This is a genomic window from Bacteroides sp. 11BF (assembly GCF_019633765.1).
In the GTDB taxonomy this organism is placed as follows: domain Bacteria; phylum Bacteroidota; class Bacteroidia; order Bacteroidales; family Bacteroidaceae; genus Bacteroides; species Bacteroides hominis.
On the sequence record NZ_JAFKPJ010000010.1, the window covers coordinates 36,077 to 62,417 of the forward strand.

Annotated in this window: 12 protein-coding genes and 1 pseudogene; 1 reads left to right on the forward strand and 12 read right to left on the reverse strand. The window is 44.3% G+C overall.

Annotated elements, in window-relative coordinates:
• Nucleotides 1–17: 17 nt before the first annotated feature.
• From JZY04_RS11900 to JZY04_RS11955, 12 genes and pseudogenes are all read right to left on the reverse strand, one after another.
• Complete coding sequence (locus JZY04_RS11900; protein WP_122142581.1) at nt 18–2,999, reverse strand: family 43 glycosylhydrolase; 2,982 nt, start codon at nt 2,997–2,999, stop codon at nt 18–20.
• A gap of 149 nt (nt 3,000–3,148) precedes the next feature.
• Nucleotides 3,149–4,285 carry an aldose epimerase family protein gene (locus JZY04_RS11905; RefSeq protein ID WP_005779199.1) on the reverse strand — a complete coding sequence of 379 codons (1,137 nt, stop codon included), beginning with the start codon at nt 4,283–4,285 and terminating at the stop codon, nt 3,149–3,151.
• Nucleotides 4,286–4,427: 142 nt separating this feature from the next.
• On the reverse strand, nt 4,428–5,894 hold the full coding sequence (locus JZY04_RS11910; protein WP_005812073.1) for a glycoside hydrolase family 125 protein: 1,467 nt from the start codon (nt 5,892–5,894) through the stop codon (nt 4,428–4,430).
• A 39-nt stretch (nt 5,895–5,933) separates the two neighbouring features.
• A complete protein-coding gene (locus tag JZY04_RS11915) occupies nt 5,934–8,219 on the reverse strand; it encodes a GH92 family glycosyl hydrolase (RefSeq protein ID WP_122142582.1) in 2,286 nt (761 codons plus the stop codon).
• Between the two features lie 118 nt (nt 8,220–8,337).
• Nucleotides 8,338–10,818 carry a glutaminase domain-containing protein gene (locus tag JZY04_RS11920; protein ID WP_005822815.1) on the reverse strand — a complete coding sequence of 827 codons (2,481 nt, stop codon included), beginning with the start codon at nt 10,816–10,818 and terminating at the stop codon, nt 8,338–8,340.
• Nucleotides 10,819–10,844: 26 nt separating this feature from the next.
• On the reverse strand, nt 10,845–13,007 hold the full coding sequence (locus JZY04_RS11925) for a hypothetical protein (protein ID WP_122142583.1): 2,163 nt from the start codon (nt 13,005–13,007) through the stop codon (nt 10,845–10,847).
• 28 nt (nt 13,008–13,035) lie between these two features.
• On the reverse strand, nt 13,036–14,154 hold the full coding sequence (locus JZY04_RS11930) for a glycoside hydrolase family 76 protein (protein WP_101604157.1): 1,119 nt from the start codon (nt 14,152–14,154) through the stop codon (nt 13,036–13,038).
• A 659-nt stretch (nt 14,155–14,813) separates the two neighbouring features.
• The gene (locus tag JZY04_RS11935) at nt 14,814–15,791 is read right to left on the reverse strand and encodes a family 43 glycosylhydrolase (protein ID WP_122142584.1); all 978 of its coding nucleotides are present in this window, start codon (nt 15,789–15,791) and stop codon (nt 14,814–14,816) included.
• A 91-nt stretch (nt 15,792–15,882) separates the two neighbouring features.
• Nucleotides 15,883–16,295 (reverse strand): annotated as a pseudogene (locus JZY04_RS21510) (hypothetical protein).
• 96 nt (nt 16,296–16,391) lie between these two features.
• Complete coding sequence (locus tag JZY04_RS11945) at nt 16,392–17,105, reverse strand: DUF3823 domain-containing protein (RefSeq protein ID WP_122142585.1); 714 nt, start codon at nt 17,103–17,105, stop codon at nt 16,392–16,394.
• A 20-nt stretch (nt 17,106–17,125) separates the two neighbouring features.
• Complete coding sequence (locus JZY04_RS11950; protein ID WP_022012520.1) at nt 17,126–18,979, reverse strand: RagB/SusD family nutrient uptake outer membrane protein; 1,854 nt, start codon at nt 18,977–18,979, stop codon at nt 17,126–17,128.
• A gap of 6 nt (nt 18,980–18,985) precedes the next feature.
• Nucleotides 18,986–22,189, reverse strand: a complete 3,204-nt coding sequence (locus JZY04_RS11955) for a TonB-dependent receptor (RefSeq protein WP_122142586.1) — start codon at nt 22,187–22,189, stop codon at nt 18,986–18,988.
• A 343-nt stretch (nt 22,190–22,532) separates the two neighbouring features.
• On the opposite strand from JZY04_RS11955, the gene JZY04_RS11960 reads away from it, so the two are divergent.
• Entirely contained in the window at nt 22,533–26,150 is a 3,618-nt protein-coding gene (locus JZY04_RS11960) for a glycoside hydrolase family 38 C-terminal domain-containing protein (protein ID WP_122142587.1), read from the forward strand.
• Nucleotides 26,151–26,341 lie beyond the last annotated feature (191 nt).

Here is a 26,341-nt window from a genome sequence, read left to right on the forward strand (position 1 = left end):
AGTATTAAGCCAACCGACTATTTTCTTCGGCGCTTATTAAACTGAAACCAGTCTAACTTCAACAGGTTATCGGTATCAATCTTACCTTTAAAAAGCAGATACAGTTTTTCGTGATACCCCTTCGCAAGCCGGTCAAGAGATATTGTCTCAACTTCCCAGGATTGTTCTCCTCCCGTGTTACCTACTTCCAGTACACCGATGGGCTTGCCTGCCAAAGAGTCCAAATAGATTTCTATCTTCCCGCTTTCGGTACCGGAAGCTACTTTGGCCGTAAATGTACCGGCTCCTTGGCCGAAATGCACATTCCGGTAAAGAAGATAATCATTATTACTGATTCCACCGATAACAAATCCGTCATTGGCCTCATTACTTTCAAGAGTCACCCCGTAAAGGTTATGGAAACTTTCCGCTTCAAAGGTACGACCCAGATCGTCTGCACGACTTTCTCCAAAAACTTTCAATTCAAAAACACTCCATCCATTCTCCGCATTCTTCATATCCAGCCCGTCTGCTCTCAAAGGAATGTCTACACCTTCCAGTATAGTCAGGCGGATAAATCTTGCTTTCACCGCGGACTTGCCCGGCTTCACATCCGTTACCGGAGACTGCTTCGCTCCATCCGTACTACGGTCTGCAAAAATCTTCCATTCACGGCTGTCTGACGCAGCATCCAGGGTTCCGGCTTCTTTCTGCGGCAGATATTCGAGCTTGTACTTGTACGTACGGCTGGTGAACTCAAAGGTTGTCTCTACTTCATCCACCTTGCAGTCACTCCCCAAATCGACAATCAGCCAAGGATTACGGACACCTGCTCCCGGATCCCAATGGGTTCCGTAATTCTCGTCCACGGCAAAGTTGCCGGCATAACAGAATGAAATGCCATGCGTACGATAGCGGGGAGTAAACTCCGAACCATCATACACCCTTGCCGACGAAGTTTTGGTCTGCTTCCCCAAAGCAAGGTTCGTACGATGATCGGCCGGGACATCCGGAGCAACAGTCACTCCCTGATGGGTCGGTTTTATCATGCATATGCTTCCATCTTCATGAAAGAAAACCTCGTCGATGCAAGTCTGCCGCTTACTGTCCACAAACGGGTAGTGCTGGCGGTGATAAGCAATGAATGTGCGTCCTCCGTAATCGAACATCGAATGATGCCCCGGTCCTAAAATCCGGTTGGCATCGTCACGCTGCAATATCGGAAAGGTCATAGATTGGTCAATTTCCCGGTAAGGTCCGGTGATCTTATCAGCCACGGCGTATCTGACATTATAATTTTCGCTGCCGTTAAACGACCACATCAAATAGTACCGGTTGTTTCTTTTATAGATAAACGAAGCCTCAAAGGCATTCTTGATCTCTTCTATCTGCGTGTAGTGGTATGTGCCGATAAATTCGTTGGAGTCAGTTCCGGTAAATGCCGGATCACTGTTATCGATATAGATTTTACCCGCCTCATCAAACCTCAATTTCATAATCTTAAAATGCCAGGAATCGGTCACAATATACATCGTCCGGTCATCGTCCACAAAGAACTGCCCGTCATATCCCTTAAAGAGCATCTTTCCGGGAGCCGCTCCGTTGGCATCTTCCCACGGTCCCAGTAAGTCGTCCGCCATCCCGACAAAGGTATGCGAGGCAATGCTATACATCAGATAATATTTCTTTGTATCCGGATTGTACTCAATGCTCGGAGCCCATACATACAAAGTCCCGGCATAGTCTGTCCACGACTTCGGGAAAGCAATCACCTTATTCTTCCATTCCTTGCAATCTTTGGAATACCACATCTGGGCCGGATATACATTCTCACCACCCGCCCCGTCATTGGTTCCGAACGCGTAAAAAGTCTTTGTCCTTTCATCATAATAAAAAGATGCGTCTGCCAGATACGCAGGTACGGTAGGATTCCCGGTCTGCATTGCAAACACATTCACATCCTCCGGTTCTACTCCGATATCCCGGATGGTTACTACAAAGTCCTTAGTCAAAGTCGCTTTCCCTTTCCGGACAGTGGCTGTCAGGGTTACCGCTCTATCACCGGTTCCCGCATCGGGACGACGAATCTTCCCATCGTTGCTTATATATTGTTCCTGAGCCGAACTCCATGAAATGACACTCCCGCTTTTCCCGGACGAAGGTAGTACGAGATCAGACGTAACTGCCGACAAATCACCCAATGAAAGTTTATCTCTGTCTTCCCGTGCCAACTGATCGTCTGCTACCGATGCCAGGTCGTATACCTGTTGGTCTGTCAGAGCACAGTCATATAACCTGAAATCGTCAATCATCCCATTCAGATAAGGATCAGGCCAAGTCGGCCTGCCGATATAATTATCGGTTGTATTTCCCAATGACGAAGGGTTCACGGTAAAGTCAGTCTTTACTTCCGCTTTCACTCCGTCTACATAAAGAGTACCGACACTTCCCTTCAGCGTGAAAGCCAGATGATGCCATGCATCAGCCGACAGTTTATCTTTCTGGCGGGTATATGCGATGCGTTCCTCTTTTTCAGCATGGTCTTCACTCTTCAGAGTCTTAGTCATGACCAAAGAAACACCGTTTTCTTCATTACCTCTTTGGGTTGTCAGAATCAGATAACTGTCGGTTCCATTGGCAAACGTACACACCGTCTGGTTGGCAGACTGTTCGTTCAGATATACCCAGACGGACAAGGTGAAATCTTTCACCTGCGCCAACACACCGTCCGGCAATCTGAAGTGTCCTTTATTGCCGAGTCTCGCCGCTCCCTCTTGCAATCCGTGTACCCACTCTACCGTACCTCCGTTTATCCGGGCATCATATTTCTGTCCGCCACTTCCGCTGTTACGGGCCGTATTGCCTTCGCACTCATCAAAACCGAAACGGAGAAAAGGAACCCGGTCACCCGTCTGCCAAGTCCGTTGACTATGTGCAGTAGCAGCCGGTAAAGTAAAAGTCGCCAATAGGATAAATCCTAAAGAACGATAAGGAATTCTCTTCAAAGTATCTATAAACATAAGCGTATTCTATTTGAGTTTTTGGGGAAATTATCGTTTGTGTATGTGTTATGGTATGAACATAAGAAATTAAAAAAGGCATAAGGATATAGAATCAAACCTGTCGGATCCTATGTTCCTTATGCCAATACAACTAAAAACGCTTGTGATTATTTGCCGTTGTCAACCGAGAACTTGAATATACAATGACTGTTATATTTCTCACCCGGGCGCAACACAGCCGAAGGCCATTCGGGCTTGTTCGGTGTATCGGGATATTTCTGAGTCTCCAGACAGACAGAAGCACGTTGATTATAAGTAATGCCTTTCTTTCCGGTCAGCGAACCATCGAGGAAGTTGCCGGCATACACCTGAATACCCGGTTCGTTGGTATATACATCGAGTACGATACCTGTCTTGGGCGATTCGAGAGTTGCGGCTTTCCGGGTAATATCTCCCTTGGCATTCAGCACCCAGTTATGATCGTAGCCATTGCCATTCTTCAACTGAACAAAATCAAAATCGTTGATACGTGCACCAACCGGAGTCGGTGTGCGGAAGTCCATCGGAGTACCTTCCACTGTCACAATCTCACCTGTAGTCATAAAGGTGCTGTCCACCGGAGTGTAAGAATCGGCGTCGATAGTCAGCAGATGATCTGCGTTGCTGCCGGCATCACCATCCAGATTGAAATAAGAGTGGTTGGTCATGTTGACGATAGTCGGTTTGTCAGTTTCGGCTTCATACTGAATATCAATCGCATTATCGTCTGTCAGTTTCATGATTACTTTGCAAGTAATGTTACCGGGGAAACCTTCCTCACCGTCTTTTGAGCGATAGGTCAGTTCAAGTTCCTGAGGACCGGTCTGAAGAGCATCATATACCTGATACTGGTATCCCTTCGGACCACCATGCAGGCAATGTCCGTAGTTATTGCGCGGCAACTGGTATTCAACACCATCCAGCGTAAACTTTCCCTGATTGATGCGATTGGCATAACGGCCTATGCTCGCACCAAAATCCGAAGGTTTGCTGATATAATCCTGAATGGAATCGAAGCCAAGTACCACATCACGCATCACCCCGTCTTTACCGGGAACCATCACCGAAACGATGCGTCCGCCAAAGTTAGTGACGCAAACCTCCATGTTGTTCTGATTCCGGAGTACGTATAAATCGGTTTTCTTTCCGTTCACTTCAGTCCGGAAGTTACTCTTCACCAAACCGGAATCCGTAGTAGTCTGTTCTGTCTTTGCACAACCGGCTACAAAGAGGGCACCAAGTGCCCATACAGCTAATTTCTTCATGATTAAACTGTTTTGAGTTCACCACAGATTACACAGATTTCCACAGATTAATAAATTGTCCTATTGAGACTTTATATCAAAAATTCTGTGGTAATCCGCGTAATCTGTGGTGAATCGTATTCTTTTCTGTTTCGTTATATCCTTATTGTATACTATTCAGCATATCCACTTTACCTTCGTTCACCAGTTTCAGGATCAATTCGCCGAACAAAGTGTTCTGCCACGCAAACCAGGCACGGGTAAATTTCTCCGGATTGTCTTTGTGGAACGATTCGTGCATAAAGCCTGTACCCGCATCCGTATTCATCAGCATTTTAATGCACGACTTGATTTCTGCATCGTCTTTGCTGGTGAAAGCCTTCATCATGATACTCATAGGCCATACCATATCGTAACCGATATGCGGTCCGCCAATGCCTTCGCCTGCCTTACCTTTAAAGAAGTAAGGATTGTCGAGGCTCCACACAAAGCGACGGGTATTCTGATAAATCGGATCGTCCACTGAAACATCGCCCAGATAAGGCATAGCCAGCAAACTCGGAACGTTTGCATCGTCCATCAGCATATGGTTGCCAAAACCGTCTACCTCGAAAGCATAGATCTTTCCGTATTTGGGATGATTGTAAACAGCATATTTTTTCAAGGCTGTCTCCACTTCATCTGCCAAAGCCTTACATTCGTTGGCCAAAGCGGTCTTTTTATTTACCGTTGTCAGAATCTCGGCTGCCTTACGAAGCGAAGACACGGCAAAGAAATTCGAAGGAACCAGATATTGCAGTGTAGTAGCATCATCCGAAGGACGGAAAGTAGAAACAATCAGTCCGACAGGTTTCACCGGGTTACCCAGTCCGTCGTTAGTCACCGTGTCGAGTGCACGCTCTGTCTTACGCTGGAACTTATACGGGCCTACACCGTCTTTACGCTGTTGTTCTTTAAAAGTACGCAATACATTGGTAATCGCCTGTATCCATTCTTCATCGAAGATACTGGCATCACCTGTTGTCTTCCAGTACTGATAAGCCAGACGCAAGGGATAGCAGAGTGAGTCGATTTCCCATTTACGTTCATGCAGTTCAGGCTTCATGTCCGTCAGGTCACTCATCCATTCGCCGCCTTTAGGACCGTCATTGAACGCATTGGCATACGGATCGATATTGATACACTTGAATTGGCGGTTGATCACTCCGGCAAGCATTTTTTTCAACTCCGGATCGGAGTTGGCGAGCTGTACATAAGGCCATACCTGGGCGCCCGAGTCGCGAAGCCACATGGCATGAATATCTCCGGTATAAACAAAAGTATCGGGTTTGCCGTCCTTGCCCATACGAAAGTGTACGGTGGTATCCAGCGTATTCGGAAAACAGTTGGTAAACATCCAGGCCAACTTCGAATTACGCAACAGCTTCTGTACGCGGATAATTTCATTTTCTACTGCCTGTGAACGGAACAGACGTTTAGCCGGTTCCGGACGGTTGTCTTTCTGAATAGCATCTGCCACACAAGTATAATGTGACAACATACCTTCTGCCTTCAGAACCGAAGGTACACAGAGCAATGCCGCAGTTACGACACATGCCCCGATCATTTTCTTTGAGTTTTTTCCTGGCATAATCTTGATTGGTTTATATAAGTTATCTTTTTTGCAGCCTCAACGAACTTCTTTAGAAAACGAATATGGAAAATCCGATTCACGCACTCCGCGCTGTTTGTTGGGAGTAGACGACATTTTCATCGTGATCTTCGCACCGTTCATCAGTTCTTTATGTGTCAGGTAATTGCGGGTTAACGACTTACCATTTACAGTCATCGACGCGATGTAACGGTTTTCATTACTATTACCCGGTGCACTGATTACCACCGTCTTGCCATTTTCGAGATGCAGTTTCATCTGCTTGAAGTACGGTGTACCCATCACGTACTGATCCGTTCCCGGACATACAGGATAGAATCCCATTGCAGAGAACACATACCAGGCCGATGTCTGCCCGTTGTCTTCGTCGCCGCAATAACCGTCAGGATTGGGTGTATAAAGTTTATCCATCACCTCACGAATCCAATGCTGCGCTTTCCACGGTTGTCCCGAGTAATTGTACAGATAAAGCATATGCTGGATAGGCTGGTTACCGTGGGCATACTGTCCCATATTCATGATCTGCATTTCACGGATCTCATGAATCACACCACCGTAATAGCTGTCATCAAATACAGGAGGCAGGATAAACACCGAGTCCATCATTTGGTTGAATCCTTGCTGTCCGCCCATCAGATCGATCAGTCCCTGAGGATCATGGAATACGGACCAGGTATAGTGCCAGCTGTTTCCTTCGGTGAAAGCGTCACCCCACTTCAGCGGGTTGAATGGTGACTGGAATTGTCCGTCCTTATTCTTGCCACGCATCAGCTTATGTTCTTTATCGTACAGGTTCTTATAGTTCATGGCACGCTGTGCATAGACGGCTATCTCTTCTTCGGGCTTATTCAGCGCCCGGCCCAGTTGATAGATACACCAGTCATCATAAGCATATTCCAGCGTACGGGCGGCATTCTCGTTAATACCTACATTGTAGGGTACGTAACCCAGTTTATTGTAATACTCGTAACCGAGACGTCCGGTAGAGGAAACCTGCGGATGAACTGCATTCGCACCGTGCTTCACTGCCTCCCAGAGGGTTTCTATCTCGTATCCTTTCAGACCTTTCAGATAGGCATCGGCCACTACCGAAGCGGAATTGTTTCCTACCATACAGCCTCTGTGACCCGGGCTTGCCCATTCGGGAAGAAATCCACTCTCTTTATAAGTATTCACCAATCCTTCTTGCATCTTTTCGTTCATCGAAGGATACATCAGGTTGAGGAACGGGAACAGGCAACGGAAAGTATCCCAGAAACCGGTATCGGTAAACATATAACCCGGCAAGACTTTCCCATTGTAGGGGCTGTAATGTACCGGGCTTCCTTTGGCATCCAGTTCATAAAAACTTCTCGGGAAGAGTACCGAACGATACAGACAAGAATAGAACGTGCGGAGATGATCCATATTATCGTCTTCCACCTCAATGCGTCCCAGCACCTTGTTCCACTCCTGGCGTCCTTTGGCAGCAACAGCTTCCAGATTGTCTTTGCCCAGTTCTTTCAGGTTCTGTTCAGCCTGTTCGGGACTGATGAAGGAGGAAGCGACACGCACGTTTACCGTTTCTCCACGACGGGTGGAGAAACCGATAATACCACCGGCATGTTTATCTTTCGATTCCAATTCACCCGGACGGATATTACCGTTGGTTACTGCTGCAGTGAAAGTGAACGGTTTATCGAAAACCAGTACAAAGTAATTTTTAAAGTTCTCGGGTACACCTCCACTGTTCTTGGTCGTGTATCCGATGATTTTGTTCTCTTCCGGAATCACTTTCACATACGAACCGTTGTCGAAAGCATCTACCACCACATAAGAGTCATTGCTTTCAGGGAAAGTGAAACGGAACATAGCCGCACGGCTGGTCGGAGCAATCTCGGTAGTTACATCATGATCGGCCAGATATACTTTATAATAATACGGTTTGGCAACCTCAGCTTTATGCGAGAACCAGCTTGCGCGCTGATCCTGATCGAATACCACCTTTCCCGTAACAGGCATAATGGCAAACTGCCCGTAGTCATTAATCCACGGGCTGGGCTGGTGAGTCTGTTTAAACCCTCTGATTTTATCAGCATCATACGTATAAGCCCATCCGTCACCCATTTTTCCGGTTTGTGCCACCCAGAAGTTCATCCCCCAAGGCATGGCAATAGCCGGATATGTATTTCCGGTAGACAAAGCATGTTTTGACTGGGTACCAACCAACGGACTCACATAGTCCACCGGCTCTGTTGTGTTCTTTGCAAAAGTACAAAGAGCAGTACCCAGTACGCCAACAAGTAATAGCGCTAATTTCTTCATGATAATAATGGTTTTAAATTCGCCACAGATTACGCGGATTAACACAGATTCTTTAATCTTCAATATCAATGGGAAAAATGATTAACCTGTGAAAATCCGTGTAACCTGCGACAGAATCTTATTTTTTCAACTTCTTCTCAAGCATCTTGATATAGTATCCGCCTACTACCGAACGAGCCTGGAAACCTCTCTGGTTGGGACGATCGGTAAATACCCAGTCAGACATCGGTACACGGTCGGTAGTCTCGTTCATGAACAGGTAAACCGGGTCGATAAACTTCTCGAATGTGGCTTTATCCGGTGCCAGTGTAGCAGTCCACATAATCCAGTCGGTCTTGGTATAAGTTTCACGGTTATCCAGCGGCAATCCATATCTGTTCTGCTTGCCAAGATAGTAAGCTATCTCTTTCTGTGCAACTGTTTCAGGGAATATCTGCAGATTCATCAGTTTATCCCATACCAGATTGTACTTCTGGCTCCAAGTTCCGGGCTTGTCAAAGGTCAGGCGGTAGTGATCACCGTCATCTGCCATCTTCACCCATTCGGCAGCCATTTCTTTGGCTTTCTGTGTATATTTCTCAGCCACTTCTTTCTTGCCCAACTTATCAGCCAGGTAGCCATAAGATGCTACACCCAGAATGGCTTTGATAGACAGGTTGGCGTTGTGTGCAAAGTGTCCGGCAAAGTCGTCTGTACACAACTGGGTATCCGGATCCAGACCGTATTCTGCCAGATAATCCGTCCAGGTGGTCAGTACATCCCAATGTTTCTGAGCATAGTCGGCATTCCCCTCAACAGCAGCGACAGCAGCAGTCAGTACCAATATATTTCCCGATTCTTCTACCGGCATATCGCCACCGTATGTCTGACCGTTAGCCAACGGATAAGTACCTACATCATGTGCGGCAAACGGCTTGTTCCATTTTCCACTTTCGCTATAATAGAAGATGTGGTTCATCAAACCTTTTGCCAATTCCGGATTGTACATAAGGAACAAAGGAGAAGAAGGATAAGTGATGTCTACCGTACCGATTGAACCATTGCTGAAGTTTTCTTTTGAAAGGAACAGCAGGTCCTTGTTCGGAGCTTCCACCAACTTATGGGCAGCGATAGCCTGGCGATAAGCCAGCGCACAGAGCTCGGCATATTTACGCCCACCGGCCTCGGTGGCTTCTTTCATCAGATTGGCATCGAATGCGGCACATTTATCCATCAATGCATCGTACTCTTTATCGGCTTTTGCAAACTGTGACAGAATGGTTTCGGTTCCGGTACGATTCCAGTACGGACGGAGGTTCTCACCAAAATACTGAACAGAATATAAATCATCGTATCCCAGGAGCAGATGTCCTTCTGCTTTCTTCGTTTCACCCAGTGAGCGAACCAATGCCAACTTATCACTTCCATCGGTTTTCGATGAAGTCAGTTGTCCGTCGATGAAGCTCTTTCTCAGTGTTTTTCCATCTCCGGTTGCACAAGTGCTGTTTTCCTTGTCAGCAGCCAGATAGAAATATCCCCAGTCAATGCGGACATCATCGCCTTTTTTACCCAATATTTCCTGATTGCGGCTTCCTGTCTTGAGGTATACCAAATCACCTTCGGTAAAGCTTTCGGCTACGGCTTCTTGATGAGGTTGGTCGAGTGCCCACTGCGGACCGGCTTCAAAATAAAGTTCTACGTTATGTGTTTTTCCATCATTCGAAGCTACTTCATATGTAAGGTAGTTCACCGGACGAGCCATCAAATCGAGATTGTCCATAAAGAGAGGTGAAGTGAAGATAAGTTTCAGATCCACCGGTCCACAAGTAAATTCGTAATTGGTCTGCATTGCCTGCACATCTGCTGATTTCTGCACGGCTGTCTGAGTAAAGTTCTGTGTATTGTCCTTCTCTACCAACAGACCGCAATCGATCAGACCGTTGGCAACACGGTTGTTACAGTAAATTGCAATCAGGTTCTCTCCCTGTTTCAGTGCGGCCACAGCCTCTTCCGGCAGTTTGGCAAGCATGTGTTTTTTAGCCGAGTTACCGGTATCCACCACCTTCACGCCATTCACATAGATGATGGCGTCATCGTCGTGAGAATATTCCAGATATACATTTTTACCTTGCAGGTTGTCTTTAATATCCGCTTTACGGCGTATCCAGATATACTCTTCTCCCCATTGGGTTTTGGCTGTACTTTCATTTTCCATAGTACCGAAAGCGCCCTCGCCTTCTTTCCATGCAGCATCATTAAAATCGGCATTTTGCCAGCCGTCAGCCGGTTTCGTTGTTGTATACTTAGCTGTCCACTTGCCCTGTTCCGAGGTCTTTACCAGCGGAAGCAGCTCCAGTTCTTCCGTTCCCATGAAACGGTAAATCTGTCCGTCTACCTTGGCAACACCCAGGAACGGGAAATCCTTACCCGTCCAGTGTTTCACCGGTCCGTCATACAGATTATCCGTAAACGACCAGGCACTGGTATAAGGGTCAATTGTCACCAACGGATAAGCCGGCGCACGCAACTCATTTTTGTCACTCTTGATGTCCTGCGGTGCACCACAACTGCTCAGCATGGCGGCTGCACCTAAGAACAGAGTCGATAGTTTAAGTTTCATAACTTCAGATTCTTTTTTTATAGTTTTTACCATTCAATATCTACTTGCACGCCGGCGGGATCATTCTCAAACCTCAACAGCAAGGTACCCGAACGCTCTTCCCACAATTTTCCCGGTTCAAGTTCTTCTTTCCCGTTCACACAAACCCGTCGCGGTTGTTTCGGAAGAAGCACTCTCGAAACATTGGTTGTATGCAACGGGCTTTTCGCAACAAATGAATAACTGCGTTTTCCTATCTTTTCATCATATATCCGGGAAGCACCGCAAAGGACTTTTGCCTTTGTCCCGCCCGGAACCCGATTGACATTATATAAATAACCCTGTTCACCGGGACGAATTGCTTTACGAGTCAGCACCGGAAGATCTTTATCAAACAGATCGATATATAATCCCGAAAGTTCCATCGGAGCATCAGAGACGCTTTCGTTCAATACGGCAGCAATGGTATAGGGTCCCCGTTCAAGCAGGAAACTATTTTTCAGTTCTATTTCTTTCTTGGCAGTCTTTCTGTAAGCAGCCGAAACCGTGTCAAAATATCGTTGGTCATTCCCACTTTTCAGCACAAAATGTTTCGGATCCTCACGCAGGACGGTCACTGTTCCTTTCCCACAAGAATAAGTCCCGTTGACAGGCGACTTATCCAGTCCCAGCTTTTCGAACAAATGTTCCGAAGGGACTTTATACCGGTTACCATTGGAGTTCCACCATTCCAGCACTGACTGATAGGGGTCAATATCTTCACCACAATAAATCAAGGCTCCCCCTTTTTTCACCCAGGTTGCCAGGAAATCATGGTAACGGGGTTCCATCGGCTTCATATTCGAATAAGACATGACCAACACTTTCAACCCTTCAAACGTCTCCTCAAACGGAGTATTCTCCATATGTACCAATTCTACCGGTATTCCCCTTTTAAGTAATGGCAAGGTCTGCCCATAAAAACTGCTGAATTGCGGATCGTCATAACCATCGTGGTCGGGAAAGCGCTGGAACATCAGTGAATTTGCCATCAGCACTCCGATGCCGTGCGTACCGCTTACCCGGGTTTCCGAAGTCCGTATATCGTTCAGTGTATTTACCATAATCTGCATTTGTGTAGAGTAGTCACGCGGAATACGTTCTTTCCGGTCTGTCCCCGCCACACGATACAATCCCTGATAAATACGATCCGGCCAAGGCATCACCTCGTACGTGTCTACTGTCGGATACATCAGTTGGGCAGCAAAAGTAGCCTGATAGTTTATCTTATAGTCAAGCCAGTCCTTCGCCCGATCTTCAATAGGGTCCGTCAGAAAATACATCTTACGGCTCAACGGAGCCGTCATCGATTTCATACATCCATATTCGAGAAAAGCATTCTCAAATACCCGCTCTTTCTTCACTCCGTTATAATAGTTCGGTTCGCGGGCAGTTCCTGTCCAGACTTGCGCTATATATCCATCTACACAATCCAGCGAAGCCAGACTCGCTTCGGGGCTTACGATCTGCCACGACGTATAATTGACCAGTGAATGTGTAGGCACAAAGCACTTCACATCCAGCCCCTTCGATTTTCCATATGCTTTGGCATACGTAAATATCTCGTTAAGAGCGTTATAATAAAGATAATATTTCAGTTTATTCGATAAGTACGTATTCTCAGGAGATTCCTGTTGATCTCTCCAGGGAAATCCGTAATATTTCTGCCATTCAGACTTGAAAGCTTCACTATATCCGCCCCGCATCCAAAATTCCGGTTCTTCCAGATAAATAGAAGTAATGCCCGCATCGATCACCCGTTTGATCTGCTTTTCCTGCATGTAACGGATAAAGCTCTCGGTAGGTACGATATAAGGAATCAGGTGCCCGTGTGCAATTTCCCGTCCTTCGCGGTCACGCTGCCCCTCTTTGAGGTGATCTTTCACCCCATCCCATTTTCCAAGAAAATAATCCTGATAATCTCCCCAGGCCACCCCTGTCATAAACTCGGCCCGGTATCCTTTGTCTCTCCACGATTGTACGCGTTGCTCAAAAGTAACGCCTTTCTTATCCAGCGTTCCGTATACCATCACGGCATCGGCACGCACATCTGTTTCCGGTTTCCACGGCTCTGCTGTCTGGAAATTCGTTTTTGTGCCTGTGGCGGTTTGAGAATAGACGCCGCCACAGGCCAAAAACAAACCAATCAAAACTAATACCCTCTTACTCATGTGTTTGTGTTGTCACGTGTTTGTGTTGTTATTTGAATGGAGAAATCACTTGCATCAAAGCGGGACATCCGCTGGCATCATAGCTTTCCATCACACCTGTCGGACAGGGTTTGGCTGCATCTTTGAATGTCACGTTGCGTTTCACATCCCGGTTGTTCCACGCCACGTCTATGTTGTGGCGTAACCAATCCATATACTGAGGCTGATTGCCATCTTCTATCAGGCGAATGATATACTGTGCAAAGATGGCGGCATAAATACCTTGTTCCACTCCGTTCTTGAACGGCAGCAGTCCGTCAGAATCACACATCTCGTTGCGAACATAGTCCGCAGCCAGAATGGCATCGTCCAAGTAAGACTTTTCGCCGGTTGCTTTGTAAAGCATCACTGCCGATCCGATGAATGTAGCCTGATTATAAAGTTGGGTTGTCCAGTCTATGTCCATACCGTTCTGTCTCTGGAAATGATAGTGCATATTGTCTGCTATACGACCTTTCTCTTTATCAAAGAAAACATCCCTCGACCATGCATATACGTTTTTAGCCTTTTCCAGATAGTCGGGATCTTTGGTTACATTATAAAGAGTCATGGCACCTACTGTAGTCGGATAGTTGATGCAAGCCATCTTGCCATCGTGCTTGAAATTCCACCACAAGCCACCCCGCTCTTTATCGTACGACTCTTTCCAGACATGATAGAATCCCGAAGAGGCATGTGCCAGATATTTCGGATCATCGGTGATTTCGTAAGCACGCGCCAACGAAATAATCCACCACATCATATCGTCATAAATAAACCATTCTATTTTATTGTCCCAATTGTATTTATCGTATTGTTCGTATCCGCCTTGATACACCTCTTCTATCAACCGGCGATATTCAGGAGCCTTCGTACGTTTATACGCGTTCATAATCATATCCCAATAGATAGCCTGCACCCAGATGGCAGCTCTTCCTTTCATATCCGAAGAAATGGCATACAGTTTCATCTCCGGATTATAAAAAGTAGAATGAAAAGCATCGATTGCCGTCGTTGCGTCTTTCTTCGTAAAGTGCTTCAGTTTTCCATCCCCGGGCTGAGCAGCCCATGCGAGTGTACAGGGAAGAATTAATAAGATAGTTACCAGGGTCAGTACTTTGTTTTTCATGTCTTTGCCTCAGATTTTAAATTTTGATGTTACAAAGATTGGGGAAATATTGGAGAAAGGAGGATAATTATTATTCAATAAATAGCAAAAACTGACCAAAAACAAGGGATAGAACACTTAATATCAATATTGGAACATTTGTAGCAGGCTTTTGACCTGAATTTGTTCATTCCATATTCTGCGTGACCAAGAAACACATTCAGCAATATGAAAAGAATTCATTTGTAGTTCTCGCTATGCCGTCTCTCATACAAAAAATGCATTTCAATCTTCCATCTTCCACCTTTCAACGATTATCATTCTAATAATCAGCAGGATGACTTGGTGGAAGATCGCGTTTTCAGCCCGTTTATCTTCCACCTGTATCTTCCATCTTCCACCCACTGTTTTAGGAGAATAATTCAGAATAAAGAACTGATTCACAAAGAATAAAGTCGAGTTTTCTAAGCAAATATGCCGTATAAAGCATTTTGTTTTTCCCTATTACTTAGCTGAAAATGGTGCGATGTTTACCCCGTCCCGTATACCCGGGCCCATGAGCCCGCATACCCGGGCTGACGGGCCCGGGCATGCGGGACGAGATAGAGATAACGGAATAAGACGTAACATATCGGTATACAGACCATTAGAAGTATAGCAGAATACTGATGTTTACCCCCTTATTTGTGCCGGATAACAGGCGCTTTTGCTTGCAACGATGGTGTATTCCCCTCTACAACAGGCCATCCTTTTTTCCAGTTTACACGGTCGAGCATCAACACTCTTCCTTCAGGATTGGCTACACTGACAGCGTGATAAAACATCCAATCCGCTCCTTTATCATCTGTTACGATTTCAGAGTTATGCCCGGGGCCCACGAATGCTGCATTTTTATCAATCAGCACTTCGTGGTGATTCTCCAGCATCGATACCCCTTTTTTATCTACGTAAGGACCGAATAAGTGTTTTGACCGCCCCACCACTGTGGTATAGGTGCTCTTTAACCCTTCACAACAGCGACCGATGGAAGCAAACAAATAGTAGTAACCTCCCCGCTTGTGAATATAAGTTCCTTCATAGGCTGTGCCTGCCACCTGCTGTGGTTTCATTCCTTCTTTCAATGAGAGTCCGTCATCACTTAACTCGGCTCCATAAATGCCATGAAAACTCCCCCAAAAAAGATATTTCTTGCCACCATCTTCTATATAGAAAGGATCGATACAGTTCTGAATTTCGATTTCGTTACTGCGGAAGAGTTTTCCATGATCGGTAAAAGGCCCTTCGGGTTTATCTGCGACAGCCACACCGATACCACAGGTCCACTCTCCACCCCAAACAGACATGGAGTAATACATCACATACCGATCACCGATTTTATTTATATCCGGTGCCCAAAGATTTCCTTTCGGCTCGAATGTTGGGCGGGTTTCATTGGTAAAAGCCGTACCCACAAAGCTCCAGTTTACCATATCTTTCGATCGGTGAATAGGGAGATTCCGGATATTTTCCGTTGCATACAGGTAATAATAGCCGTCATCTGCCTTGATAACCGTAGGGTCGGGAAGGCTGTAATTAATAACGGGATTGGAATACTGCTGTGCAATGGAAGGTACACAGAAAGAAAAAACAGTAAAAAGGGAAAATAAAAGTTTCTTCATGCTGAATATATAAATTAAGAAAAGTCCCCTTATTCAGTTTATCAGAAATAAACCCAAACATAGGAGACTTTAATTTTAACCAGTTATCAAATTATCTTTCTCTGATATAATAATACCGAGTTTCATATTTAATAGTAGAGCTACTTGCACTCTCATTATAACTAGTACTTATGGTAAAAGCTTCAGTATTGATCTCATCAGTTATAATTTCTCCTATCCAACTATCGGCTGTATAAAATAAACGATCATCTGGTACAATACCATGCCCATGACAGTTGATCTCAACATGCCCTCCTCTTTTAGTCATAATTTTTAATTTTCTTTGAGAGGAATCTAAAAGTTCAATAGAATACTCTGTCCCGCAGCTTCTAAATAATACTCAGTAGCTGTCACTTTATTCGTGCTACTTACTTCTGCTACTTCATCCTTCGATGTATTAGCCATTACATTTGTCACACCTGAGAATGCAAATGCCAATATTACGATAAAGAATTTCTTGTTCATAATACAATAAATGTAAGAGTTAATAAAAAGTTTATTGAAAAAGAAAAGGGTATCAGGAAAACCCGATACCCTTCCCTCATTATACATTATTATAAACTATTTCAGTCGAATCACTTCAGAGTAAATTCCCTGATCAGAACCTTTTGGCCATATACAAATACGGCCGAAAAGAGTACCTCTTTTCAAAGCTGTTTGAAACATTTTATTGTCTGTATAGTCCTTAGGAGTAAACTCATAACGTGCACCTGTTACATTTATTTCAGCCATTTTGGCGCCATCTGCATCATCAAAACGATCAACATTGTGTTCACCATCATTTATGTATTGAGTTGTTCCTAACATAAAGAAGACACGGTCTATTTCTTTTCCTGCAATCTTTTCTACATTAAAGGAAGCTGTCACTACATTACCATTCAGTTTCATCTCAGCATTTCTGACCATGTAATAAGGAACGACCTCTACATTTTGTACAGTATTACCAGAGACAATAACATTAATAGTATCGCGGCCTTCTTCTGACCAAGGGCCATTACCACTTTTGGTGATCAATTGATACTCACCATCAAATAAGCATGCGGAATAAGCTCCGTCTTGATTTACAAAAACTTCAATCGGATCATGCTTTTCATAACCACGCTGATAAAGGAACAATCGGACCGCCTCATTTCCACGTAGTTGCAAAGCCTCTCCTTCATAAACGACCTCTCCAGTCAGCATTGATTCCGGAGCATCATAATTATCCTTTGTACAACTGGTAATAACTATCATTACCAATAGTAGTGCTGAAAAAATTTTGGATATTGCTTTCATTATTTCTTTCTAATTTAAGATTATTGATACGGGTTCTTCACCAGTTTCGGATTGTTATTCAGCCAACCATTATCTAACTCAGCATAATAGTGTTTAGGTAGACATTTCAACGGATTTCTATAATAACGATTCATATTTTCTTCAAAGAAAACCCATTTTCCATTCTTATCATCGTCAGAGACAACTAAGAAAGGCCACAAGCCACGGCGTGTAGCCGTGATATCCATTTCTGAGCCTGTCCAGATCTTATCAGCTTGACGCCAACGTTTCAAATCCCACCAGCGATGGCCTTCAAAGGCAAACTCTACTTGATTCTCATGCATAATCTGTTGATGGTTGACAGAAGCTAATTCTTTAACACCTGCTCTGGAACGTACTGCATTTATATATTTCAAAGCAGTAGCATCACTTCCACCATTAAGTTCATAAGCAGCTTCTGCAGCTATCAAATAAGCCTCAGAGAGACGGAAATAAACATTCCACATTTCAGATCCACGGTCAGTTCCGGCAGAAGTCGTTTTATCAAGATATTTACGGATATAAAAACCAGTACGATTACACTCACGTTGGTCATTACGTACCATCGGACCATTCAAAGCTGTAACATACCTTCCTTGCTCATCCTTTTCTCCAAGACTCTGACCCAATTTCTGTTCCCACTGTCCATCAGCGTTTTTAATCCATTGTCCTGTTTGCAAAACGACAGTTTTATCTCTAAAAGAAGAACCAGGATAAAGAATCGTTCCGGCCAAACGAGGATCGCGACCTTCAAATAAATCTTCGGGATTAGTATAAAATTTAGGATCATCCTTTGTACCAACATCAAACTTAGCCCCTTCTCCCGGAGTATCTGTAGCTATAGGTTCAAAAGCTTCCACCAGATTTAGTAATGCAGATAAACGGCTATTTCCTCCATCTTCGGCACCATCATGGGGCTGTACTGACTTGGTATAACCATGAGTTTGTCCCGGATAAATATAATCACGTGACCAAATGACTTCTGTATTGCCATTTTTTTCACATACAGCCTTAAAGAAGTTGTCTGCTTTCTCTTGCGGAGTAGCATCATCAGCAACTCTCATCAAAGAATATTTTCCACTATTGATAACCTCTTCTGCAGCAGCTAACGCTTTCTTATAATAATCAGTTGCTTTCTCTGAAGAGATACCTACTACTCCTGTTTCCGGATTCAACAATGGATAATCGGCAACTGTATTGTATCGGGCAATAGAACCTGCATAAACGGCTGCTCTTGCTTCAAGCATTTTTGCGGCCCATTTAGTTGCGCGAGCTCCATTCTTTGAAGGTTCGGTCGGCAACATTTCCGCAATGGCCTTACACTCTTCTATAATATAATCATACATTTCAGACTCTGTTGCACGAGGAACCTGAAGAGTAGTAATATCCATACCAGAAGTATAATCGTACACTTCATCACCAACAATTGGCATTCCTCCCAAAGTACGACAAGTACAGAAATAAACCCATGCACGTATAAAACGAGCCTCTCCTTCCATAGGAGTTTTATCAACTTCAGACAATGCGGTCGATTCTCTCAACCCTTTTAAGAATTGGTTGATATTACGGATCAATGTATAATCATATGTACGCCACCAGTTACGATCTACCTCCTGATCATCTTTAGTATCATAAGTAATGGCTTCATCCAACAGAGCGAACCCATCCGTATCTCCTACATGTTGGCCTAATGATATACGTTCATAGAAATTAGCCAATACAGATTTTGTCAGATTAACATCTCCATAAACTTGATCTTCCGTCATAATGCGATCTGGCTTTTGGTCCAGAAATCCACTACAACTACTTAATGCCAGTGCACAAGCAGCAACAGCTATAAAATTTCTCTTTTTCATTGTTTGCTAAAATTTGAGGTTAATACCAAGATTTATAATACGTGGCGTTGGATAAATCAAGCCATTATCTTTAGAACCTTCCGGATCAATAATGGGTACATTAGTCAATGTCAACAGGTTGGTTCCAGACAAATATACACGCAAATTACTAATACCCGATTTTGCTAACCAAATTTTCGGTAAAGTATATCCGAACTCCAAATTACGCAATTTGATATAATGTACATTATGCAGCCAGAATGTGCTCTTATCATAAGCAGATGTTTCGGCATTATTCATACGTATCAAAGGATATTTACCAGGAATCAACTCACTATCAGCATCCCACACATCGGCCAAATGCCAAGAATCCTTCAAGATTTCACCCGGACTATTTCCATCATTCTGGAATGGACGTGCCGTTTCCCATTGTTGCATCCATGAAGTCATTCCAGAACCTGTCCAGTCCATTGAAAGGTCAAAGCCCTTCCAGCTAGCAGATAAATTGATACCAAAGTTCAGGTTAGGAGTTCCATCCTGTCTGTAACCAATAGGACGTTCATCCATAAAGTTAATAACACCATCACCATTTACGTCCTTGTAGATGATATCACCCGGCACAACTGTACGATTACCTTTACGGTCAATATCTACCGGATAAGTCGCTATCTGCTCCCAATTTTCAAAGCGTCCGACAGCCTCATATCCCCAGTTTATATAACCTACACGATGCCAAATACTATTACGATATCTATCCCAAGAGTTACTGCGACGATCATCATATTGTTCCCAATCATAGAAACGAGAATAAGTCACATTAGCGCCAGCGCTATAATTGAAATCATTGATATTATCTGTCCAACGCACCATTGCATCATAACCAATATGGAGATCTGATCTCAGATTCTCTTTCGGCAATCCAAAACCAACTTCAGAAGGCAACAATACATCATAACGTGACTCCGGGATACCTGTACGCAATCGGCGGAAGAAGTCAATCTGAGCAGTCAACCGGTTATTAAAGAAGCCCATATCCACACCAATATCCAATATTTTGGCTTTTATCCATGACAATGTCTGATTGGGTAACCCACGAGGGGCAGATCCTACAACATACTGTCCGTCGATAACTGAGCCTCCTCTATTATAGTCATAGCCTGCCAAATAATCAAATGCAGAATAATCACTTACATTATCATCTCCTACTACACCATAAGAACCGCGAATCTTAAAGTCAGAGAAAATGCTTTCCAGTTTACTTTCTTGCCAGAATTTCTCCTGAGAAATTCTCCATCCTAAAGATGCCGAAGGGAAGAACCCCCAACGATTTCCCGGACGGAACTTCCAAGAACCATCCCAACGACCAATAAATTCAACTAAATACTTATCAGCATAACTATAATTGATACGTCCCAAATATCCCATTCGAGCCTGGGTATCGTTCCCATTATCATTAAACGTTTTAATTTCCTTAAATTGAATCAGATTCAAATTATTAGCTACCGGAGTTGAGATTATATTAAAGTTTGGACTTTTACGTTGAGAGGCCTCAAAACCGGCAATAGCATTAATGTAATGATCACCAAACTTACGATCATAGTTCAACTGGAAATTAGAGAATAAATCTTCATTTCTATGACGAATACGTTCACGATAAGGAGTATTCATTGATGCATCCACTTCATAAGTATCATTAGCCTGATTATATCGATACAACTTAAAAGGATATTCATGATTTTCCATTTCTCTATAAGCGAAATAGTATCCCACCATTCCCTTGGCCTTCAATCCTTTCAGTAGTTCGTATTCTGCTGTAGCCTGCATTTGAAGCACACGCCAATCATCCGTCATTTTACCAGAATTTTCATAGTTCAGAAGGGCAAAATTGGTATTAATATCCGTTGAAACTTTCTGCGGATAAAGAGGATTATCATTTGCGTACGGACCCATTGTCGGCCAGTTCTTCAAGTTAGCATATAAAGGAAGATCATAGTCATCACCTCCAGGAACTCCAGGATTCTTACGTGACTCGATACGTCCATTCATACTTGCCCCAATCTTGAAACGATCATTGACTTTCATATCAATATTCATCTGAACATTGGTACGTTTGAATCCACCATAATTACGAACTGTGGCATCTTGATTGATATGTGACACAGATACATAATAGTTGGCTTTATCCGAACCTCCGGAAAAGTTAGTATTTACATAATATTGTGGAGATGTCTTCCAAATATAATCTCCCCAGTCAAATCCGGTATAACCTTTCTCCGTACCAGCCATCCACTTATCATAATCCTCTCTTGAGAATTTACGTTCTCCATCAGTTCGGCCGGCCCAAGTCTCAGCAGCTGTATATGCATTTACATAAGTTTTAGCATCAGCAGGTTGAATCCATCTTGAGTTTTTCTGCCAGCCATAATAAGCATTGACAGAAACTGTATTTTTACTTTTCTGTTGCCCTTTCTTAGTAGTCACCACTACTACACCATTAGCAGCACGAATACCATAAATAGCAGCAGAAGCATCCTTCAATATTGAAATGTTTTCAATATCATTAAAGTCCATATTATTAAATTGTCCTTCATCTGATTGCACACCATCAATCACAAACAGCGGAGTACCCATGTTACGTATCTGTAGTGCTGTAGAAGCTCCAGGACGTCCATCTTGCATACGGGTATTCAGACCCGCGATCTTACCAACCAATGCTCCTGAAGCAGTAGACGCAGCAGAGCGTTCAATATCTGTTGATTTAATCGCAGAAACAGCACCTGTCAGTGTCGCTTTCTTCTGTGACATTCCGAAACCGGTAATAACGACTTCATCGAGTACTTTAGTATCTTCCTGTAGAATTACTTTAACTGTGTTTGATGCTCCTACGTTTACTTTTTGTGTTGTGTAACCAATAAATGAGACTTCCAGTGTAGCTTTAGAGCCAACACTCAGCGAGAATTCACCGTTAATATCGGTGATGGTACCAGTCGTGCTTCCCGGCTCTTTTACATTAGCACCAATTACCGCTTCGCCATTGGCGTCGATAACTATACCCTTTACGGTCCGTTGTTGCTGAACGGAGTTCACAGCCCATACAGTTTCTGTTGCCGGATTTTCGGCACCGGCGAAACTATAGGCACTTGGTAAAAGCGAAAAGGCAGCCATACAAAGTGGTATGCGCCACATTCTGCTACGACTTGCGAGCCAAAACATTTGTTCTTTTTTACGCATAGTACATAAATTTAAAAAACAGGTTCTATAAATCTTTAATGTATAAAAGCATCGTTATGGAAATAATCCCCGGGATATAAGACGGGATGTATTTCATAGTATAGCTTTTACGGTTTCGAAACATTGCAAAGGAAAGTTATTTTTAGCTAATAAGACAATAATTTCCGTTCAATAAACAACAAAATCTGTTCTTTTCAACATTTCAATTCCCTCCACAGAGCCTCAAAACGACATCTGAACAGATTCTGCTATTTATTGAACAGTATTTTTCATCTCCTTTCTACGAATTTGGTCACCTTTGTATGATTCCTCATTTATTAATTAAATAATGTATTAAGCAAACATGAAATTACACATTGCTATGCTGGCAGCTACCCTGCTGTTATCCGGAGGAGCCTCGTACGCCCAAGGGAACAAACAGGAAAAAAAGGCGAAAGCCTACATGGTGGCAGATGCCCATCTGGACACTCAGTGGAACTGGGATGTACAGACTACCATTAAAGAGTATGTATGGAACACGATCAACCAGAACCTGTTTCTGCTGAAAAAGTATCCGAACTATGTGTTCAACTTTGAAGGCGGAGTGAAATATGCCTGGATGAAGGAGTACTATCCTGCACAATACGAAGAAATGAAAAAGTATATCGGGGAAGGCCGCTGGCACATCTCCGGAAGTAGCTGGGATGCAACAGATGCTCTGGTGCCTTCGACTGAATCGTTCATCCGCAATATTATGCTGGGACAACAGTATTACCGAAAGGAATTCGGAGTAGAAAGCACCGATATTTTCTTGCCCGACTGTTTCGGATTTGGCTGGACACTGCCTACCATCGCTTCACATTGTGGACTGATCGGTTTCTCTTCACAAAAGCTGGACTGGCGTGTGCATCCGTTCTATGGCAAGAGCAAGCATCCGTTCACCATCGGCTTATGGAAAGGAATAGACGGATCGTCTATCATGCTGGCACATGGATATGATTATGGCAGAAGATGGAACGACGAAGACCTTTCAGAAAACGAACAACTGAAAGAGCTGGCAGACCGTACACCTCTTAATGCAGTATACAGATATTACGGTACAGGCGATATCGGCGGATCACCGACACTGGGGTCCGTCCGATCTGTGGAGAAAGGACTCCGAGGGAACGGTCCGGTAGAAATTATCAGTGCGACCAGCGACCAGCTTTATAAAGACTACCTTCCTTATAAGAATCATCCGGAATTACCGATATACGACGGTGAACTGTTGATGGATGTCCACGGTACAGGATGCTACACCTCACAGACCGCCATGAAATTGTACAACCGCCAGAACGAATTGCTGGGAGATGCTGCCGAAAGAGCTGCCGTAGCTGCCGAATGGCTGAATCAGGCCAAATACCCGGGAAGCACCATCAATGAAGCATGGAAACGCTTCATTTATCATCAGTTCCACGATGACCTGACAGGAACCAGCATACCGCGTGCCTATGAATTTTCATGGAACGATGAACTGATCTCACTGAAACAGTTCTCCAATATACTAACTTCCTCCATCCATGGCATCGGCAAAGAATTGGATACACGGGTCAGCGGTATTCCGGTAATCCTTTATAATGCACTGGGATTTGCGGTTACAGATATTGCGGAAATAGAACTTGACCTTCCGAAAGCTCCCAAAGGGATAACGGTGTACGATGAAAAGGGCAAAAAAGTATCTGCACAGCTCATTTCTTATACTGACGGAAAGGCACACATCCTGGTAGAAGCAACAGTTCCGGCTACAGGATATGTGGTATATGACGTACGCACATCGGGAACCGCCACAGGTGATGTTGCCCCCAACGTCAATACCCTGGAAAACTCCCTGTATAAGATTACATTGGATAAAAACGGAGATATCGTCTCTCTGACTGACAAAAAGAACGGCAAAGAGCTGGTGAAAGCCGGGAAAGCAATCCGCCTGGCACTCTTCACTCAAAATAAGTCGTACAACTGGCCGGCATGGGAAGTGCTGAAAGAGACAACTGACCGAACTCCGGTTTCGATTACAGATGATGTAAAAATGACTTTAGTAGAGAACGGAACCTTACGTAAATCGCTTTGTGTAGAGAAACGTCATGGAGAATCGGTATTCCGCCAATATATACGCCTATATGAAGGCAGCCGCGCAGAACGCATCGACTTCTATAATGAAGTAGACTGGCAATCGACTAACGCACTGCTGAAAGCCGAATTTCCTCTCAACATTGAGAACGAGAAAGCTACATATGACTTAGGTATCGGAAGCATCGAACGTGGGAATAATATCGAAACCGCTTATGAAGTATATGCACAATATTGGGCCGACCTGACCGATCGTGACGGAAGTTATGGTGTATCGGTGATGAACGACAGCAAATATGGATGGGACAAGCCGGATAACCATACGATCCGCCTCACCCTGCTTCACACGCCGGAAACACGTAATGGTTATGCATATCAGGATCACCAGGATTTCGGACATCATGTGTTCACTTATAGCCTCGTACCACATCAGGGAAAGCTGGACAAGCCCGGTACTGTGGAGAAAGCTGAGATACTGAATCAACAGTTGAAAGCCTTCCGTACTGAAAAGCACAAAGGAAATGCCGGAAAATCGTTCTCGTTTGCTTCTTCAGATAACCGCAATGTATTGATCAAGGCACTGAAGAAAGCGGAAGAAACCGATGAGTATGTAGTGCGTGTATACGAAACCGAGGGTCGGAAAGCACAGAGTGCTACACTGACTTTTGCCGGTGAGATCATCAGTGCCAGCGAAGCCAACGGTACGGAAAAGGCAATCGGCGATGCAACTTTCGAAGGAAACAAGTTGCAGGTAAACATTACTCCTTATTCTGTAAGAACTTACAAGGTTCGCCTCAAACCATCGGGACGTGAGTCATCTCCGGTCGAATATGCCGCTTTACCACTTGACTACGACCGCAAATGTGCTTCTTATAATGAATTCCGCGGAGAAGGCGACTTCGAATCGGGTTATTCTTTTGCTGCCGAGCTCCTGCCGGATTCATTGGTAGTCGGTCAGACCACTTTCCGCTTGGGAGAGAAAGAAATTGCGAACGGAATGACTTGTCAGGGTGATACTTTACAACTGCCTGCGGGAAACAAATACAACCGTCTCTATATCCTTGCCGCCTCTACCGAAGGAGACAATCAGGCCGACTTCCGCATTGGCAAGCAGACCGCTTCATTCGTTGTGCCTTCTTATACCGGCTTCATCGGCCAATGGGGACACAAAGGACACACCGAAGGATATCTCAAAGACGCCGAGATTGCCTATGTCGGTACACACCGCCATGCATCCAACGGTGATCAGCCTTATGAATTCACTTATATGTTCAAGTTTGGTATGGATATTCCGAAAGGAGCTACCAGCGTAATCTTGCCCCGAAATGAAAAGGTGGTTTTATTTGCTGCTACCTTGGTTGCCGAAAATGAACCGGTTACAACCGTAGCCAGTGCTCTTTTCCGCACCAATAACGTAGGCAATGCAGCTACTGCCGGAGAAGGTAAAGAAGTAGTACGCGAAAATATCCTGAAAGGAGCAAAAATCATTGCTTGTTCAGGATACACCAACGATGAAGAAAAACCGGACTTCCTGCTGGATGGCAAGACAGATACAAAATGGTGTGACGTTTCACAAACGCCGAACTATGTAGACTTTGATCTGGGTGAAGCACAAAACATCAGCGGTTGGAAGATGGTGAATGCCGGACAGGAAAGTCACTCATACATCACCAATGGTTGCTTCCTGCAAGGGAAAATGAACCCGGGCGATGAATGGACCACTCTGGATGCTATCGACGGTAACCATGCAAATGTCGTTTCACGTCCGCTGAACTATGACGGAAAAGTACGTTACATCCGTCTGCTTGTGACCCGTCCTACACAGAGCACCGGAGGCAGAGATACACGTATCTACGAACTGGAAGTTTATAAATAATGCAAATCAGTAGTGGAAGATTTGAAATTCAACTACTAACTTGCATAAACAAAGAAATAAAAAGAGTGGCTAATGGTTATGTACTGTTAGCCACTCTTTTTTCACATAACTCCCCTCAGAGTTTGATTTGCCTTGACATATCCCTGAATTTCAGTGCATCCTTCCTATCCAAGTTGCCCAACCTCGGTGAG

Coding starts and splice junctions, on each gene's coding strand:
- JZY04_RS11900 (WP_122142581.1), bottom strand. CDS start 2,999: ATGTTTATAGATACTTTGAAGAGAATTCCTTATCGTTCTTTAGGATTT.
- JZY04_RS11905 (WP_005779199.1), bottom strand. CDS start 4,285: ATGAAGAAATTAGCTGTATGGGCACTTGGTGCCCTCTTTGTAGCCGGT.
- JZY04_RS11910 (WP_005812073.1), bottom strand. CDS start 5,894: ATGCCAGGAAAAAACTCAAAGAAAATGATCGGGGCATGTGTCGTAACT.
- JZY04_RS11915 (WP_122142582.1), bottom strand. CDS start 8,219: ATGAAGAAATTAGCGCTATTACTTGTTGGCGTACTGGGTACTGCTCTT.
- JZY04_RS11920 (WP_005822815.1), bottom strand. CDS start 10,818: ATGAAACTTAAACTATCGACTCTGTTCTTAGGTGCAGCCGCCATGCTG.
- JZY04_RS11925 (WP_122142583.1), bottom strand. CDS start 13,007: ATGAGTAAGAGGGTATTAGTTTTGATTGGTTTGTTTTTGGCCTGTGGC.
- JZY04_RS11930 (WP_101604157.1), bottom strand. CDS start 14,154: ATGAAAAACAAAGTACTGACCCTGGTAACTATCTTATTAATTCTTCCC.
- JZY04_RS11935 (WP_122142584.1), bottom strand. CDS start 15,791: ATGAAGAAACTTTTATTTTCCCTTTTTACTGTTTTTTCTTTCTGTGTA.
- JZY04_RS11945 (WP_122142585.1), bottom strand. CDS start 17,105: ATGAAAGCAATATCCAAAATTTTTTCAGCACTACTATTGGTAATGATA.
- JZY04_RS11950 (WP_022012520.1), bottom strand. CDS start 18,979: ATGAAAAAGAGAAATTTTATAGCTGTTGCTGCTTGTGCACTGGCATTA.
- JZY04_RS11955 (WP_122142586.1), bottom strand. CDS start 22,189: ATGCGTAAAAAAGAACAAATGTTTTGGCTCGCAAGTCGTAGCAGAATG.
- JZY04_RS11960 (WP_122142587.1), top strand. CDS start 22,533: ATGAAATTACACATTGCTATGCTGGCAGCTACCCTGCTGTTATCCGGA.